Source organism: Streptomyces durhamensis (genome assembly GCF_000725475.1).
Taxonomy (GTDB): Bacteria; Actinomycetota; Actinomycetes; order Streptomycetales; family Streptomycetaceae; genus Streptomyces; species Streptomyces filipinensis.
Map to the genome: position 1 here is coordinate 272,019 of NZ_JNXR01000003.1, position 15,994 is coordinate 288,012.

Here is a 15,994-nt window from a genome sequence, read left to right on the forward strand (position 1 = left end):
CTGCCGTACGGGGGTCGGGGGCCGGATGTTCGGGGTACGGGATTTCCGGTCAGACCGTCCGCGCCGCCGCGGCCGCGCCCGCCCCGGCGGACGCGCCGCCCTCCTCCTCGACACGGGCGAGGTCACGGTGCCGCGTCTCCCGTGCCACGCCGACGGCGAGCAAAGTCAGCACCGCGGCGGCGATCACGTACAGGGCGATCGGGGTGGAGCTGCCGTAGTCGTCGAGCAGCGCGGTGGCGATGAGCGGGGCCGGCGCGCCCGCCGCCACGGAGGCGAACTGGGCGCCGATGGACGCGCCCGAGTACCGCATCCGGGTGGCGAACATCTCGGCGAAGAAGGCGGCCTGGGGTGCGTACATGGCGCCGTGCAGCACGAGCCCGACGGTCACGGCCAGGATCAGGGAGCCGAACGACCCGGTGTCCGTGAGCGAGAAGAACGGGAACATCCACAGCCCGACACCGGCCGCGCCGAACAGGTACACCGGCCGCCGACCGATCCGGTCGGACAGCGCACCCCAGGCCGGGATCACGGCGAAGTGCACGGCGGAGCCGATGAGCACGGCGTTGAGCGCGGTCTGCTTGGAGGCGCCGGCCGAGGTGGTGGCGTAGACGAGGATGAAAGCGGTGATGACGTAGTAGCTGATGTTCTCGGCCATGCGGGCGCCCATCGCCACCAGCACGTCACGCCAGTGATGCCGCAGCACGGAGACGATCGGCAGCCGCTCCGCCTCGCTCTTCTCCTCCGCGCGCCGGGCCTCGGCCCGCTCCAGCGCCTCCTTGAAGACGGGCGACTCGTCGACGGACAGCCGGATCCACAGACCGATGAGCACGAGGACGCCGGAGAGCAGGAACGGGATCCGCCAGCCCCATCGTCCGAAGGCGTCGTCGGACAGCACGGCGGTCAGCAGCGAGAGCACACCGGTCGCGAGCAACTGCCCCGCCGGAGCGCCGGTCTGCGGCCACGAGGCCCAGAACCCGCGCCGTCGCGCGTCCCCGTGCTCCGACACCAGCAGGACGGCACCGCCCCACTCGCCGCCGAGCGCGAAGCCCTGGACCAGCCGCAGCAGCGTGAGCAGCACGGGCGCGGCGGCCCCGACGGTGGCGTGCGTGGGCAACAGCCCGATGGCGAACGTCGCCCCGCCCATCATCACCAGGCTCAGTACGAGCAGCTTCTTCCGCCCCAGCCGGTCACCGTAGTGCCCGAACACGAGCGCCCCCAACGGGCGGGCCGCGAACCCGACGGCATACGTCAGGAACGACAGCAGCGTCCCGACGAGCGGGTCGGAGCCCGGAAAGAACAGCTTGTTGAACACGAGCGCGGCGGCCGAGCCGTAGAGGAAGAAGTCGTACCACTCGATGGTGGTGCCGATGAGGCTGGCGGCGACGATTCTGGGGAGGCTGGACGGGGCTGGTGGAGCGGTCGCGGAGGATGACATCGGTACCACTTCCTGGCGTTCGACGGGGAGGTTTGTGTGTCGCCACACCGTAGGAACGTGCAGGTCAGAGGCGTATGTGGTGGGACACCATAGTTCTGGGTGTCGGAGTGCGCGCGTACACCATGAAGGCGCTGACGGGGCCCCGGCGATGGCTGCAATGAGGCCACGAAGGGTGCTGTCCGAGTTGGACTGTTCGGGCATGATTTTCGCAGCTCCGCTGACCGGGCTATGTGACAGCTCCCGCTGCCCGCAGGCCACCCACCACCTCGTTCACCGTTCGGTCTGGCAGACCACAGCTGACAACGGCGTCGTCCTGCTGGCCAACCCTCGCATCCCGCCCGCGGAGAAGGCCCGGCTGCGGGCTGAGCACGAGCGGTCCATGCGGGTTCTCGGCAGCCAGAAGGGCCGAATGACATGGCACTGAGCCACCAGCAGCGCGAACAGATCGAGCGGCGCATCCGCGCGGCCATCGACCGGCTGCTGGCCGGGCAGATCCCGCCCGGCGGCGCCTGCGACGTCAAGACGCTCGCCCGCGAGGCGGGCATCTCCCGCGCGTGTCTCTATCGGGCCTGGGGCCACCTCAAGGAAGAGTTCGAGAAGCGGCGGGCAGCCGCCTGGGCGGCGGGCCAGCAGCCCGACCCGCGCGAAGCCCGCATGGCCCGACTGCGGGACCTCAACCAGCGGCTCACCGGTAAACTCGCCCGCACCCACACCGAGCTCACGCAGCTCAAGGAGCGTCACCGGCACCTGCTGTCGGTCCTGGCGGCCAAGGACGACGAGGTCCAGCGTCTGCGCCGCCAACTCAGCACGTCCGCTTTGGTCTCGGATCAAGGGCAGTGGGACGACGCCAAGGGCGTCGTCCCACTGCCCCGGCGCTGAGGTCAGGGGCGGCGGCGACCTGCCAGGTACCCGCCGTCACTGTGTTTCGGAAGGCGAGGGGCTCGGCCAAAGCACTCCCATCGCAACTCAGCCTGAGCGACGATGACGGGATGACGTTGAAGCGCATGGTGTTGGTCGCGACGTGCGTGGTGGTCGCTGTCCTGGGGTGGATGTTCGCCGTCTCGCAGTGGGAGACAGCAAGCCGGATCGCGACGGTGGCCTCCGCTCTCGCAGGTGTGGCGGCGGTAGGCGTCGGAATCTGGGCAGCGCTCCCTGGCGTCAGCCAATCAGCCGTCGTCGTTCGCGAAACCAGCACCGCCAAGACAGCAGGCAAGGGCAACGCAGTCACGGGTTATCACGGGAGCGGATCTGCGCGCCCCGTCACTGTCGAGCGGACAGGCGATGCCGAGGCGACCGGAGGTGGTGACGCCATCAGCGGGTACAGCGAGAAGTAGCCCAGGGCATCAGCAGGGGGAGCGGTATGGCAGGACGACGGGGTATCGAGGTTCGGGACACAGGTCAGGCGACTTCTGGGCCGGCAGGAGTATCCATCAGCGGATACCACAGTGGTGACATCACGACCGTGCACGTGCATGGGCGGGAGCCGGTCTCATGGCCGCACCAAGTCGGTGTCCTTCCCCGCGAAGCTGCGGCCTTTCAGAGACGAGACGAGACCGACCAACTGCAGGCCGCGCTGACCAGCAGCGGCACCGCGGTGCTGTGCCAGGTGCTACGCGGCACCGGCGGTGTCGGCAAGACCCAGCTCGCCGCCCACTATGCGCGGCAGGCGTGGACTGGGGACGAATTGGACGTGCTGGTCTGGGTCAGCGCCAGTAGCCGCCCCGCCATCGTCTCCGCTTTCGCCCAGGCTGCCGAAGAACTCCTCGCCCACGAATCTGGTGACCCCGAAAGATCCGCACAGGCGTTCCTGAGATGGCTTGAACCTAAGCCGCCAGGATCCGAGCCCGTGTGCCGATGGCTGGTCGTACTGGACGATGTCGCCGACCCCGCTGACGTCACCGGACTGTGGCCGGCGAAGAATCCGTACGGCCGCACGGTGGTCACCACACGGCGCCGCGATGCCGCTCTACCTGGACATCGAATCGACCTCGAGGTGTTCACTCCGGACCAGGCAGTCGCGTATCTGGTTGACTTCCTTGCTGAGCATGGACGGCACGATGCCCCGGACGAGCTCCGTGCGCTGGCCCAGGACCTCGGCTACCTGCCGCTAGCCCTCTCGCAGGCTGCTGCCTACATCGTCGATGCCGACATTCCCGTCGGCTGCTCGCGATGTACCCACCGGCAGTGCCCCAGCTACCGCCGTCGACTCGCCGACCGCGCCACCAGCCTCGCCAGCATGCTGCCCGAGCCCGGCACGTTGCCAGACGACCAGAACACCACCGTGAGCGCTACCTGGTCGCTGTCGATCGAACGCGCTGACAACCTCAACCCCGCCGGCCTCGCCCGCCCCACGCTTCAGCTCGCCGCCATGCTGGATCCGAACGGCATTCCCCAGAGCGTTCTGACCAGTGAGCCTGCCCGAACCTACCTCGCTCATCACCACCACCTGCCGCGACAGCGAAGGCAGCGGGTCCGTGTTCCGCAGCGCCCTCTCCAACACGGCGGGTTCCATGAGCCGCAGGTGCCCGAAGTAGTCGGAGTTCCAGGATCGGCTGTGCCGTCCGGGTAGTGTTCAGGCACCGGTACGCAACCGGCTGACCCAGGTGGAAGCCACCGCATAGGCGACTCCGGGGCCGAGGCCGCCTGGCATGAGGTTACGTCCAGGGAAGTGGTGTACGGGTTCGACCTGATCCGGGGGTTTGCTCCGGCATCGGGATGGTGCCCGCATAGACGAACGGCCACCGGCTGATCTTCGAAGTGTCGAAGCCTCGAAGGAGATCAGCACGATGACCGCACCTGACAGTGTGCCCCTGCACGCCCTCGCCGAAGACAACCTCGCCGCGGCGAGTCCTGATCTGTTGCGCGCGATGGTCAAGACGTTCGCCGACGCACTCATGTCCGCCGAGGCCGATGCCCTCTGCAACGCTGAATACGGCCAGGTCAGCGAGGAGAGGGTCAACCACCGCAACGGCTACCGCCCACGCGAGTGGGACACCCGCGCAGGGACCGTTGAGCTTGCCGTCCCCAAGCTGCGCCAGGGCAGTTACTTCCCCGCACTGGCTTCTCGAACGGCGCCGGCGGGCCGAGCAGGCCCTCATCTCGGTCGTCGCCACCGCCTACCTCCTGGGCGTCTCCACCCGCAGGGTCGAAGAACTCGCCGAGTCCCTCGGCGTCACCCAGCTGTCGAAGTCCCAGGTCAGCGCCATGGCCAAGCATCTGGACGAGCAGGTCACCGCGTTCCGAAACCGGCCCCTGGACACCGGCCCCTATGCGTTCGTCTGGGTCGACGCGCTCACCCAGAAGGTCCGCGAGGGCGGCCGCATCATCAACGTCCACGCCCTGATCGCAGTCGGCGTCAACGCGGACGGGCACCGCGAGATCCTCGGTATCGACGTCGCCACCGCCGAGGACGGCGCCGGCTGGCTCGCCTTCCTGCGCTCGCTGACCGCCCGCGGCCTGTCCGGCGTCCAGCTGGTCGTCTCCGACGCCCACACCGGCCTCGTGAACGCGATCGGCGCGGTCCTGCCCGGCGCGAGCTGGCAGCGATGCCGCACGCATTACGCCCGCAACCTGCTCTGTCAGGTTCCCAAGTCGGCCCAGCCGTGGGTGGCCACCCTGCTGCGGACCGTCTTCGAACAGCCCGACACCGACGCAGTCCAGGCTCAGATGAGGCACGTCCTGGACGCGCTGGAGGCCAAGTTCCCCAAGGCAGCAGCCCACTTGGACGACGCCCAGCACGACCTGCTGACCTTCACCGCCTTCCCCCGTGAGATCTGGCGGCAGATCTGGTCGGACAACCCGCGGGAACGGCTCAACAAGGAGATCCGCCGCCGCACCGACGTGGTCGGAATCTTCCCCGACCGCACCGCCCTGATCCGCCTGGTCGGCGCGGTCCTGGCCGAGCAGAACGACGAGTGGACCGAGGCCCGCCGCTACATGGGACTCGATCTGCTGGCCAAGGCCCGCATCCACCCGATCGAGTCGGAAACCGACGAGTCCGTCCTGCCCACCGAACTCACTGCATAGCCTCAAAACGAGATCACCGAGTGGCCGTCAATACACCACTCCAGCGGACGTGACCTGGCATGACTCCTTCTCCGGGATGGTACAGAGCCAGGACAACTGAACAGGGCCCATGTCCCGTTATTCGTAGCTGAGGTTCCGCACCGCCTGAGCCTCGGCTGATCGGTGTCACATCCGGGTACCGCACGCCGGACTCCCGGCTGCCCGTCGTCGCGCCGGAGGTTGACGGCGGGTTCAACTCCTTGTGAAGACATTCCAATTCGGCGTTCCCTTGTCTTCATCTCTTGACGTGTCTGGTGCAGACCTTTAAGTTCACCGATCACCGAGCCTCCACGGACACGCTCGTCGTTCATTCATGTGAACACCCCCCACACCATCAGCCACTTCTGAAGGGCTGTGATCCCCCTTGATGGTCAGACGTTCCCTCGCGCGCTCCATCGCGCTGCGCGCCACCCTCGCGACTGCAGCACTGACTCTCTCCGCCGGTGCGATCACCGTGTCGCCCGCGGCGGCGGCCACCGGCAGCATCACCGGTCTCGGGGGCAAGTGCCTCGACGTGGCCGGCGCGAGTTCCACGAACGGCACGGCCGTACAGCTCTACGACTGCAACGGCACCGCCGCCCAGCAGTGGACTGTCGGCTCCGACGGGACCATCCGGGCCCTGGGCAAGTGCCTTGACGTCACCGGCAACTCGACCGCCAACGGCGCCAGGCTCCAACTGTGGGACTGCGGCGGTGGCGCGAACCAGAAGTGGACGGTCAGCGCGGCCCGCGACATCGTCAATCCGCAGGCCGACAAGTGTCTCGACGTCACGGGCAACACCTCTGCCAACGGCACCGCCATACAGATCTGGAGCTGCACCGGCGCGGCCAACCAGAAGTGGACCGCACCCGCCGCCGACGGGGGCACGACCCCGCCGCCCTCCACCTCCGCGCCGATGGCCGTCGCCCCGTACATCTACAACGGCTGGGGCAGCCCGCCCAGCCCCACCACCGTCATGAACGCCACCGGCGTCAAGTGGTTCACCCTGGCCTTCATCCTCAGCAACGGCTACTGCAACCCCCAGTGGGACGGCGGCCGCCCGCTGATCGGCGGCGTCGACCAGCAGACCGTCAACACCGTGCGGGCGAACGGCGGCGACATCATCCCGTCCTTCGGCGGATACAGCGGCAACAAGCTGGAGAGCTCCTGCTCCAGCGCCGGCGAACTGGCGGCCGCATACCAGAAGGTCATCAACGCCTACGGGCTCAAGGCCATCGACATCGACCTGGAGGCCGACGCCTACAGCAACTCCACGGTCCAGCAGCGCACCGTGGACGCCCTCAAGACCGTCAAGGCCAACAACCCGGGCATGAAGGTGTACGTCACCATCGGCACCGGCCAGAGCGGCCCCGACACCAGCCTGATCAACAGGGCCGCCGCGTCCGGACTGACCGTGGACAGCTGGACCATCATGCCGTTCGACTTCGGCGGCGCCGGCCAGAACATGGGCACGCTCACGCAGCGGGCCGCGGAGGGCCTGAAGACGGCGCTCAAGAACGCCTACAAGTACACCGACGACCAGGCGTACCGGGACATGGGCATCTCGTCCATGAACGGCATCACGGACGTCAACGAGACCGTCACCACGGCCGACTTCCAGACCATCCTGGCCTACGCACAGCAGCACCACCTGGCGCGGCTGACGTTCTGGTCGGTCAACCGTGACCGTCCCTGCTCCGGCGCCTACCCGAACAACGACACCTGCTCGGGCGTGGCCCAGAACGCCTGGCAGTTCACCAGCATCTTCGCCAAGTACACCGGCTGACGGACGCGCTCCGCCCTTACACCCCCATCACCACAGGAGAAATTCGTGCTCAGACGGAAGAGACTTTCCGGCCGCCACCGGATACCGAAGGTTCTGACCGTGGTCGCGCTCGTGGCGAGCACCGCGTCCGGCATCGCGTACGCCTCGCAGGACTTGGCGAACGCGCAGACTGCGGCGGCCGCCGCCCTGCCGACCGGCTATACCACCGTGGTCAACAAGGGCAGCGGCAAGTGCGTCGACGCCCGCTCGGCCGCGAGTGCCGACGGCACCGCCGTCCAGCAGTACTCGTGCAACGGCAGCACCGCCCAGAACTGGCAGCTGGTGGCCACCAGCGGCGGCTACTACCGAGTGAGCAGCAATCTCGACGCCACCAAGGTCTGGGACGTCACCGGCGTTTCCACCGCCGACAACGCGACCGCCCAGCTGTGGACGTACTCCGGCGGCAACAACCAGCAGTGGATGCCCGTCGCCGAGGCGGACGGCGCCTATCACTTCGTCAACCGCAACAGCGGGAAGTGCCTGGACGTCCCCAGCGCGTCCACCGCGGACAGCGTGCAGCTGGTGCAGTACACCTGCAACGGCAGCGCCGCGCAGTCCTTCATGCTGGGTGGCGGAGGCACGACGAACCCGCCGGGTACTCCGGACTTCGGCCCCAACGTGACGGTGTTCGACCCGTCGATGTCGGCGTCCAGCATCCAGTCCAAGCTGGACTCGGTCTTCTCCCAGCAGGAGACCAACCAGTTCGGCTCGGCCCGCCAGGCTCTGCTGTTCAAGCCCGGCACCTATAGCGCCAACGCCAACGTCGGCTTCTACACCCAGGTCGCCGGCCTGGGCTTCTCGCCGGACGACGTGACCATCAACGGTTCCGTGCACGCGGAGGCCGACTGGTTCCAGGGCAACGCCACCCAGAACTTCTGGCGCGACGCCGAGAACCTGTCGGTCAACCCCACCAACGGCAGCGACCGCTGGGCCGTCTCCCAGGCCGCCCCGTACCGGCGCATGCACGTGCGCGGCAACCTCGCGCTCGACGACGGCGGCTGGTCCAGCGGCGGCTTCATCTCCGACACCAAGGTCGACGGGCAGATCCAGTCCGGCTCCCAGCAGCAGTTCCTCACCCGGAACTCGCAGATGGGCAGCTGGTCCGGCTCCAACTGGAACATGGTCTTCGTCGGCGACCAGGGCGCGCCCGCCCAGTCCTTCCCGACGTACACCAACGTCGCCAGCTCACCGACCATCCGTGAGAAGCCGCTCCTGTATGTCAACAGCGCCGGCGCCTACCAGGTGTTCGTGCCCGGGCTGCAGAGCAACGCTGTGGGCACCACGTGGAGCGGGAAGACCCCGGCGGGCAAGTCCCTGCCGATCGACCAGTTCTACATCGTCAAGCCCGGCGCCACCGCGGCCGACATGAACACCGCTCTTGCGGCCGGCAAGAACCTGCTGGTCACCCCCGGTGTCTACCACCTCAACCAGACGATCAACATCACTCGCCCCGACACGGTCGTGCTGGGCATGGGCCTGGCCACCTTCGTGCCGGACGGCGGGATAACAGCCGTCTCCACCGCCGACGTGGACGGCATCGAGATCGCGGGCCTGCTGATCGACGCGGGCACCACCAATTCCCAGACACTGATGCAGATCGGTCCGGCCGGTTCGTCCGCTTCGCACGCGGCCAACCCGATCCAGCTGTCCGACGTCTTCATCCGGATCGGCGGCGCCGCCGTCGGCAAGGCGACCAATTCGCTGGTGATCAACAGCGCCAACACGATCATCGACCACACCTGGATCTGGAGAGCCGACCACGGCAACGGCGGCACGGTCGGCTGGAGCACCAACACCGCGGACACCGGCCTGGTGGTCAACGGCAACAACGTGACCGCATATGGCCTGTTCGTCGAGCACTATCAGAAGACCCAGGTCGTCTGGAACGGCAACGGCGGCAGAACGTACTTCTTCCAGAACGAGATGCCCTACGACCCGCCGAACCAGTCCTCCTGGATGAACGGCAGCGGAAAGGGCTATCCCGCCTACAAGGTCGCCTCCTCCGTCACCTCCCACGAGGCATGGGGGCTGGGCAGCTACTGCTACTTCAGCGCCAACTCGAGCGTGGTCGCCGATCGCGCCTTCGAGGTGCCAAGTGTGTCAGGGGTCAAGTTCCACGACATGGTGACCGTCTCGCTGGGCGGTGTCGGCACCATCAGCCATGTCATCAACAACACCGGAGGACCGTCCAACTCCAGCACCAACGTCGCCTACCTCACCAACTACCCGTAACCCGCACAGAAAGGATCGATGACCGATGCGCACCATCAGATCCGGTCCGGCGCGCGCCGCCCTGCGGGCCCTCGTCCTGCTGGCCACGCTGCTTGGTCTGGCCTCACCGCCGGCCGCCCAGGCGAGCTCCTCGGCGACGCCGTTCAAGGTGCTGGCTCTCTACAGCGGCACCTACGACGCCGCGCACATCGACTTCGTCAAGGAGGCGAACGACTGGTTCCCCAAGCAGGCCGCGGCGAACGGCTTCACCTACACGGCCAGCAACAACTGGGACCTGCTCAGCAACGGCGGCGTCAACGCCTACAAAGTCGTGCTGTTCCTGGATGACTTGCCGCAGACGTCGGCCCAACGGAAGGGCTTCGAGACGTACATGCGCAATGGCGGTGCCTGGTTCGGCTTCCATGTCGCCGCCTTCACGACCAATGCGGCGGGCTGGCCCTGGTACCACAACACGTTCCTCGGCTCCGGCAACTTCGCGACGAACACCTGGGGTCCGACGACGTCGGTCCTGAAGGTGGAGGACCGTACGCACCCGTCCACCAAGAACCTGCCGGCCACGTTCCCCTCGTCGGTCAGCGAGTGGTACAGCTGGTCAAACGACCTTCGGCAGAACCCCAACATCAAGATCCTCGCCTCGATCGACCCCAGCAGCTTCCCCCTCGGCACGGATCCCAACCAGTCCTGGTACAGCGGCTATTACCCGATCCTGTGGACCAACACGCAGTACAAGATGCTGTACGCGAACTTTGGCCACAACGCGATGAACTACTCAACCAACACCCGTACGTCGTCGACGTTCGCCAGCGCGACACAGAACCGGTTCCTGCTGGACGGCTTGAAGTGGCTGGGCGGGGCCGACACGACCACGCCGCCGGCGGACTCGGTCTCCGAGACCGCCTGGTACTCGCTGACGAATGCCGGCAACGGCACCTGTGTGGACGCCCGTTCGGCCGCCACGGCGAACGGGACCGCCATCCAGCAGTACGCCTGCAACGGCACTCAGGCACAGCAGTTCCAGTTCCGCTCGACCGACAGCGGCTACCGGCAGGCAGCCATCCGTCCCGATCCACAGCAGGCCATCGACGTGACCGGCGTCTCGACGGCCGACAACGCGCCCCTTCAGCTGTGGAGTTACTCCGGCGGACAGAACCAGCAATGGCTGCCGGTGCAGGAGAGCACCGGGCGCTATCACTTCACGGCCCGGCACAGCGGCAAGTGCCTGACCGCGGCGAGCGCCTCGACGAACAGCGTTCAGCTCACGCAGCGCACCTGTGACGGCTCCTCCGCACAGAGCTTCACACTCACCGCACAGCCCTGAACGGCCCAGCACGAGGGTGCTCCCGCCGCACACGGCGAATTCCAGGGGTCGTTGCAACACAGGTTATCAACTGGCTGTGGCCAGGAGCTTGGCGAGGCGCTCGGCCGGGGTTTCCCAGCCGAGCGCTTTGCGTGGGCGGCTGTAGACCTCGGCAGCAACGACGTCCAGGCGCTCGCGGCTGTGCTGGGACAGGTCGGTGCCCTTCGCGAGCCGCAGCAGACCGTTCGTGTTGACTCCGCGGCAACTCCGCCCTGATCGTCCTCCCGGACGCGGACTTCGACCGCGCGCGTCCACCGCCGCCTGGGCTGCTTCTTCCACCAGGGGCAGGCCCGCATGACCACCGGACGCCACCTGGTGCACGCTTCGATCGCCGGCGAGTACGCCGAACGGCTCGCGCACAAGGCCGAGCACCTCCGTGTCGGCAACCCGGCGAAGGAGGTCGTGCCGCGCGGCCCGGTCATCGACTCCGGCCAACGGGACATGATCCACGGCCTGGTGACCGCGAGCGTCGACGGCGGTGCCCGCCTGGCGGCCGACGGCACCTACGAGGACCTCTTCTACCGCCCCACCGTCCTCACCGACGTGACCGACGCATCCCCAGCCCACGGGAAGAGGTCTTCGGCCCGGTCGCACCGGCCCGCACCTTCACCGACCTACCACGCGGTGTCCCTTGCCACCGCCACGCCGTGCGGACTGTCCCTGAGCATCCGCTGGATCACTGCTCGTGCGAGCCAGGCGCCGTACCCCTTCTGACGGGACCGCGCGGCACATGGGGTGCGCGGGGGGCCTGTCCTGCATCCCTACGGGCAAGCGTCCCCCGACCGTGCCTTTGATGCATCGTACGTTGAGCCTATGGAGACGGGCGTCGACGAAGGCGGTCGGATCATCGACGAGGGGTGGGGCCGTCCGGGAGTCCGACAACGTTGTCGGAGCGGATTCTGCTGTGACGGCAGCTCGCGTGAACAATGCCGGCACGGCGGCTACGGCGCTCAGACGACTGCGCAGCGTTCGATGTCTCACCTGGGACTCGTGTAACGGGAGGGGCTTTGCGGGGCCAGCGACACCCTCCAGTGTGGTGGCCCCGCGATGTCAACCCCTCTGCATACGTCGGTCGTTACCAGCCGACGGCGACCAGCAGCCACTGGGGTCTGGTGCAGGTTCAGGTGACAGGTTCGGTCACGCGGCCTGGAGGGCCGGTGTGGTCATTACGGTTTCGAATTCGACGGGGGTCAGTCGGCCGAGTGCAGCTTGTCTGCGGCGTCGGTGGTAGGTCCGCTCGATCCAGGTCACGATCGCGATCCGGAGTTCCTCGCGGGTGGTCCAGGCCCGGCGGTCGAGGACGTTTTTCTGCAGCAGGCTGAAGAAGGACTCCATGGCCGCGTTGTCGCCGGCCGCCCCGACTCTCCCTATCGAGCCGACCATCCGGTGACGGTCGAGTGCCCGGACGAATTGCCGGGACCGGAACTGCGATCCGCGATCGCTGTGCAGGATGCACCCGTCGACCTGTTCGCGCCGGGCGACGGCGTTGTCCAGGGCGGTCACGGCCAGGCGGGACTTCATCCGCGCGTCGATGGAGTAGCCCACGATCCTGTTGCTGAAGACGTCCTTGATCGCGCAGACGTACAACTTCCCTTCACCGGTGGCGTGTTCGGTGATCTCGGCGAGCCACAGCCGGTTCGGCCCGTTGGCGGTGAAGTCGCGGCGGACCAGGCCGTCGTGCACCGGCGGCCCGGCCTTCTTGAGCCTCCCGCGCTTCTTGCCGAACACGCTCCACCAGCGGTGGTCCCGGCAGATCCGCCACGCGGTCCGGTCCGCCATCCGGGCCCCGGCACCGCGAGCTTCATCGGCCAGGAAGCGGTAGCCGAATTCCGGGTCGTCGCGGTGGGCGTCGAAGAGCGCTTTCGCGCGGTATGCCTCCTCCAGCACGGTGTCGGTCACCGGCTTGTCGAGCCAGCGGTAGTAAGGCTGTCTGGCGAGCTTCAGCACCCGGCACGTGACCGCGACGGGCATCCCGTCCGCGGCCGGCTCCTTCACGAGCGGGTAGATCCTTTTCCCGGCAGACGGGCCTGAGACAGATAGGCCGCAGCCCGGCGCAGAACCTCGTTCTCCTGCTCCAGCAGCTTGATCCGCCGCCGAGCTTCCCGCAGCTCCGCGCTCTCCTGGCTGGTCACCCCGGGCTTGGTCCCGTCATCGATATCCGCCCGGCGCATCCACTTCCACAACGTCATCGGGTGGACCCCGAAGTCGGTGGCCACCCGCTCCACCGTCACACCCGGGCCGCGGTTCCTCGCGACCCGCACGACGTCCTGGCGGAACTCTTCCGGATAAGGCTTGGGCACAGCGACATCCTTCCCACTGCAGCAGTTCGACTTCGAGAGCGGAACGCTCTATGTCGACCGCCAGGTCGCGCAGGACGGCGAGAACGAGGAGCCCAAGACCGCAGTCCAAAAGGCCATCACCAAGGGCAGAGGACGTGCACATTGCATACGCCGCCTCAAGTGGCGTGATCTGGATGAGGGGCGAGCGGTTCCCGTGCCGCCCACCATCGTCGCAAAGGTGCAGGAGCATGTCCGGCTGTACGGAACATTTCGCGTAGAGGAGGGACTCAACCGCCGGGGGGACTACCTCTTCTCCAACATCGGGCGCACCAACATCCTCATGTACTCCCTCGTTGACCGGCTTTGGCGCATCGCCAAGAAGGCGGCGGGCATCTCGCGCAGGATCACCACACACTGGCATCGCCACTTCTTCGCCTCCGCCGGCCTGTCGAAGGGCGTCCCGGTAACGGACATGGCCGAGTGGCTGGGGCATCGCGACCCCAGGATCACCCATCAGACATACGCGCACGTGATGCCCGACGCTCCGGAGCGCCTGAGATCTCTGATGGATGCCGTCTTCACGATGCAGACCGACCTCAACTTGCCCCTTGAGTTCGAGGCAGTGGTCGAGGCGGCCTGACGCCAAATGACGAACGCGGGGTGCTCTCAGCCAGTCGTACGGCTGAGAGCACCCCGCGTTCGACTTCGTCGCATCCGGCCCGCCATGAGGTCGGCTCTACTGAACTTGAAGTGATGCCGGGGCGGTTTGCCCGTTGCGGCTTGACCGGTGTGCGGCCGACGCCGACGACCCAGTGACCATCACGCTCACCAAGCACGAGCTGAGGGTGTCGACCATCTGGGCCACGGGCCAGCAAATACGCCGAGGCCATCCAGGAAAGCTCGCCCGGGACGCCCGAGGTGGTTTACGGGATTCTCGAGGACGTTGGCCATGTCACTAGCGTCCCACTGAGCACGGAGCAGGACCTCGCCGATGTCTACGTGGACCCAAACGCCGACGAGGTCACCGTTTTGTGTCAACGGCAAGGCCAGACCTCTAGGTGTTCACCCTCTCCGAAGCGCAAGAGCTGCTGCTCCGGTGTTACACGGTGGGGTTTCCGCCGAGCGCCCCGACGAGGGTGACGATGAAGTTGGCTCCGCCCCGCCCGTCCGGGTCGGCGACCTCCGGTGGATGCGCCAGTGGGGCACCTGGGGCTTGGGGGTCGGGTCCGCTCCAGAGTGGTAGCAGTTTGCCGAGGCCGCCTGCCGCGAGGACGTCGGCGATTGCCTCATGGGCGGATGTGGGCTGGTGCAGGCGTACCCAGTCCGCCGTGGGGGCGCCGACCGCGCTCGGTGGGGCGGCGCCGCCGACATCGCCCGATCACGCCGCCACGCCCAGGTGGGTCGCCATCAGCTGCTTGCGGTGTGCGCGGATTGCTGTGCCGGCGCCCCGGTCGAGCTGCCAGTCAGTGAGGACGACGTCGTGCGCTCCGTCGAAGGTCATGCCGCGTCGGCTGAGCGTGCTGGTGCCGCTGATGAGCCATACGTCGTCGACGATGACCGTCGTGGTGCGCAGCACCAGTGGCCTGCCCGGAATCCCCATTGGGTGTGCGATGAGGACACGGGGACGTGTTCCGCCGCCGGGCGCGGTCAGGTTGCCTGCCGCGAGCTGGAGGGATTGGGTCACCTGGTTGCGCGCGCTGTGGAAGTACAACGACCAAGGCTTGTAGCGGTGCGTGAAAGGTGGCGTGCGCGGGACTAGGATCACCGCCCGCAGGCGCGGCTCAGCGCTGAGGCGGTTCGCGACTTCGGTGAACAGGTCGACTGCGGCCGCGCTGTCGTCGGGGGCGCCTTGTGGGTGCGACGTCGGTGCCAGCAGCGGCGTCTCGACGTAGACGAGCTGGCGTGCGTGGCGGATCGCCCACAGCAGCGCCCACTGGGCGTCCCGGCCGCCCGTGTTTGCAGGTGCGGATCTCGCGAGTCAACTGGCGGGCGATCTCGGTCCGGTTGGGAAGCCCGGGGTAGGTGGGCAGTGGGTCGGTGACGAATTTCTCGACCGCGGCCGTGTCGTCGTCGAGGATGAGGGCCAGCTCGGGTGTCTCGACGTACGCGGGCACGGTCTGCAGCACCGCCCCCGCGATCGACGAGGGCGTGGCGGGTGGTGCCGGTGGCACGGATGTCGTGTTGGCCTGCAGCAGCACCCAGTTGAACGGGAGACCGGTGTTGGGGCCCTCACCCAGTGGCCCGGCGACATCGGCCGTGGGTACGACCGGGCGAGCACGGTGCGCGGCGGCCGTCTACAGGCCGAAGCCGATCTGGGACGACGCTTCCACACCTGGCGCGTGGACCTCGTGTGCGCCGGCCGCGGCCGGGTTGGCGATGCGGTAGGAGTGGGCGTCGCTCTCGCTGGTGAGCCAGCCTCCGGTGAGCACCGAGCGGTAGAGGTCGGCCCCGGCGGCAGGCGGCAATTGGACTGCGAGCAGCGATTCCGTACGGGCCATGGTGGGCAGGCGCGGAGCTTGGCGAGGGTTCTGGTCGGTCGTCATCTGCCGGACGTCGCTCTGAACGAAGGCGACCGGGTCGGCGAACACGGTGGACAGGGTGAACGAGCCGGTCGCCGGCGAACCGAGCATCGGGGCGGCCGCCACGCCGCGCCAGAACTGGGCGGCCAGTAGGTTCGTCGGCGCACCCGCCGGACGGGGAACGTCACCGGTGACAGGCCAAGACAGGTTCGACACCAGCTTGACCTTGGGTTGCCCACCCCCAGCGGGCAGCCAGGTCACGGTCGCGTCGGCCCGCAGGTCCGACCCCTCCAGGAGCCAGCT

At 67.7% G+C, this 15,994-nt stretch carries 13 protein-coding genes and 2 pseudogenes; 10 read left to right on the plus strand and 5 right to left on the minus strand.

Going from position 1 to position 15,994, the window contains the following annotated elements; genetic code table 11:
• Positions 1-49 precede the first annotated feature (49 nt).
• Positions 50-1,435, minus strand: coding sequence for an MFS transporter (locus IO33_RS0104925; RefSeq protein ID WP_031160644.1), 1,386 nt, complete (start codon positions 1,433-1,435; stop codon positions 50-52).
• 199 nt (positions 1,436-1,634) lie between these two features.
• Here IO33_RS0104925 and IO33_RS0104930 point away from each other — a divergent pair, with 199 nt between their 5' ends.
• The 8 genes and pseudogenes from IO33_RS0104930 to IO33_RS0104965 all read left to right on the plus strand — a co-directional run bounded on the left by IO33_RS0104930 (position 1,635) and on the right by IO33_RS0104965 (position 10,854).
• Positions 1,635-1,859 carry a hypothetical protein gene (locus IO33_RS0104930; protein WP_245235686.1) on the plus strand — a complete coding sequence of 75 codons (225 nt, stop codon included), beginning with the start codon at positions 1,635-1,637 and terminating at the stop codon, positions 1,857-1,859.
• Positions 1,850-2,314: a hypothetical protein gene (locus IO33_RS0104935; RefSeq protein WP_051926393.1), complete on the plus strand. Its 465-nt coding sequence runs from the start codon at positions 1,850-1,852 to the stop codon at positions 2,312-2,314. Before IO33_RS0104930 ends, IO33_RS0104935 begins: the two co-directional genes overlap by 10 nt.
• 110 nt (positions 2,315-2,424) lie before the next feature.
• Positions 2,425-2,769, plus strand: coding sequence for a hypothetical protein (locus IO33_RS0104940; protein ID WP_031160651.1), 345 nt, complete (start codon positions 2,425-2,427; stop codon positions 2,767-2,769).
• 128 nt (positions 2,770-2,897) lie between these two features.
• The gene (locus IO33_RS0104945) at positions 2,898-4,004 is read left to right on the plus strand and encodes an NB-ARC domain-containing protein (RefSeq protein ID WP_245235687.1); all 1,107 of its coding nucleotides are present in this window, start codon (positions 2,898-2,900) and stop codon (positions 4,002-4,004) included.
• A gap of 217 nt (positions 4,005-4,221) precedes the next feature.
• Positions 4,222-5,461: pseudogene (locus IO33_RS43715) on the plus strand (IS256 family transposase).
• A 406-nt stretch (positions 5,462-5,867) separates the two neighbouring features.
• The gene (locus IO33_RS0104955; protein ID WP_031160656.1) at positions 5,868-7,265 is read left to right on the plus strand and encodes a lectin; all 1,398 of its coding nucleotides are present in this window, start codon (positions 5,868-5,870) and stop codon (positions 7,263-7,265) included.
• A 99-nt stretch (positions 7,266-7,364) separates the two neighbouring features.
• The gene (locus IO33_RS0104960; protein ID WP_031160658.1) at positions 7,365-9,536 is read left to right on the plus strand and encodes an RICIN domain-containing protein; all 2,172 of its coding nucleotides are present in this window, start codon (positions 7,365-7,367) and stop codon (positions 9,534-9,536) included.
• A gap of 25 nt (positions 9,537-9,561) precedes the next feature.
• Complete coding sequence (locus IO33_RS0104965) at positions 9,562-10,854, plus strand: ThuA domain-containing protein (protein ID WP_031160660.1); 1,293 nt, start codon at positions 9,562-9,564, stop codon at positions 10,852-10,854.
• Between the two features lie 66 nt (positions 10,855-10,920).
• Here IO33_RS0104965 and IO33_RS49165 read toward each other — a convergent pair.
• Positions 10,921-11,085, minus strand: a pseudogene (locus tag IO33_RS49165) (IS30 family transposase); the annotation flags it as partial.
• Between the two features lie 102 nt (positions 11,086-11,187).
• Between IO33_RS49165 and IO33_RS43720 the strand changes: the two are divergent.
• Positions 11,188-11,607 carry an aldehyde dehydrogenase family protein gene (locus IO33_RS43720; protein ID WP_031160662.1) on the plus strand — a complete coding sequence of 140 codons (420 nt, stop codon included), beginning with the start codon at positions 11,188-11,190 and terminating at the stop codon, positions 11,605-11,607.
• Between the two features lie 423 nt (positions 11,608-12,030).
• On the opposite strand, the gene IO33_RS0104975 is transcribed toward IO33_RS43720, so the two are convergent.
• Positions 12,031-13,193, minus strand: a protein-coding gene (locus tag IO33_RS0104975) for an IS3 family transposase (RefSeq protein WP_107069226.1) whose coding sequence is annotated in 2 segments (ribosomal slippage) — positions 12,031-12,906 and positions 12,909-13,193 — 1,161 coding nt in all. Because the reading frame shifts where the segments join, the coding sequence is not laid out codon by codon here.
• Between IO33_RS0104975 and IO33_RS0104985 the strand changes: the two genes are divergently transcribed.
• On the plus strand, positions 13,186-13,812 hold the full coding sequence (locus IO33_RS0104985) for a tyrosine-type recombinase/integrase (protein WP_078963322.1): 627 nt from the start codon (positions 13,186-13,188) through the stop codon (positions 13,810-13,812). The genes IO33_RS0104975 and IO33_RS0104985 overlap by 8 nt on opposite strands.
• Before the next feature lie 738 nt (positions 13,813-14,550).
• Here the strand turns inward: IO33_RS0104985 and IO33_RS45755 are convergent.
• Positions 14,551-14,883, minus strand: a complete 333-nt coding sequence (locus IO33_RS45755) for a phospholipase D-like domain-containing protein (RefSeq protein ID WP_167349432.1) — start codon at positions 14,881-14,883, stop codon at positions 14,551-14,553.
• A 583-nt stretch (positions 14,884-15,466) separates the two neighbouring features.
• Complete coding sequence (locus tag IO33_RS46925) at positions 15,467-15,907, minus strand: hypothetical protein (RefSeq protein WP_157857795.1); 441 nt, start codon at positions 15,905-15,907, stop codon at positions 15,467-15,469.
• Between the last annotated feature and the right edge of the window lie 87 nt (positions 15,908-15,994).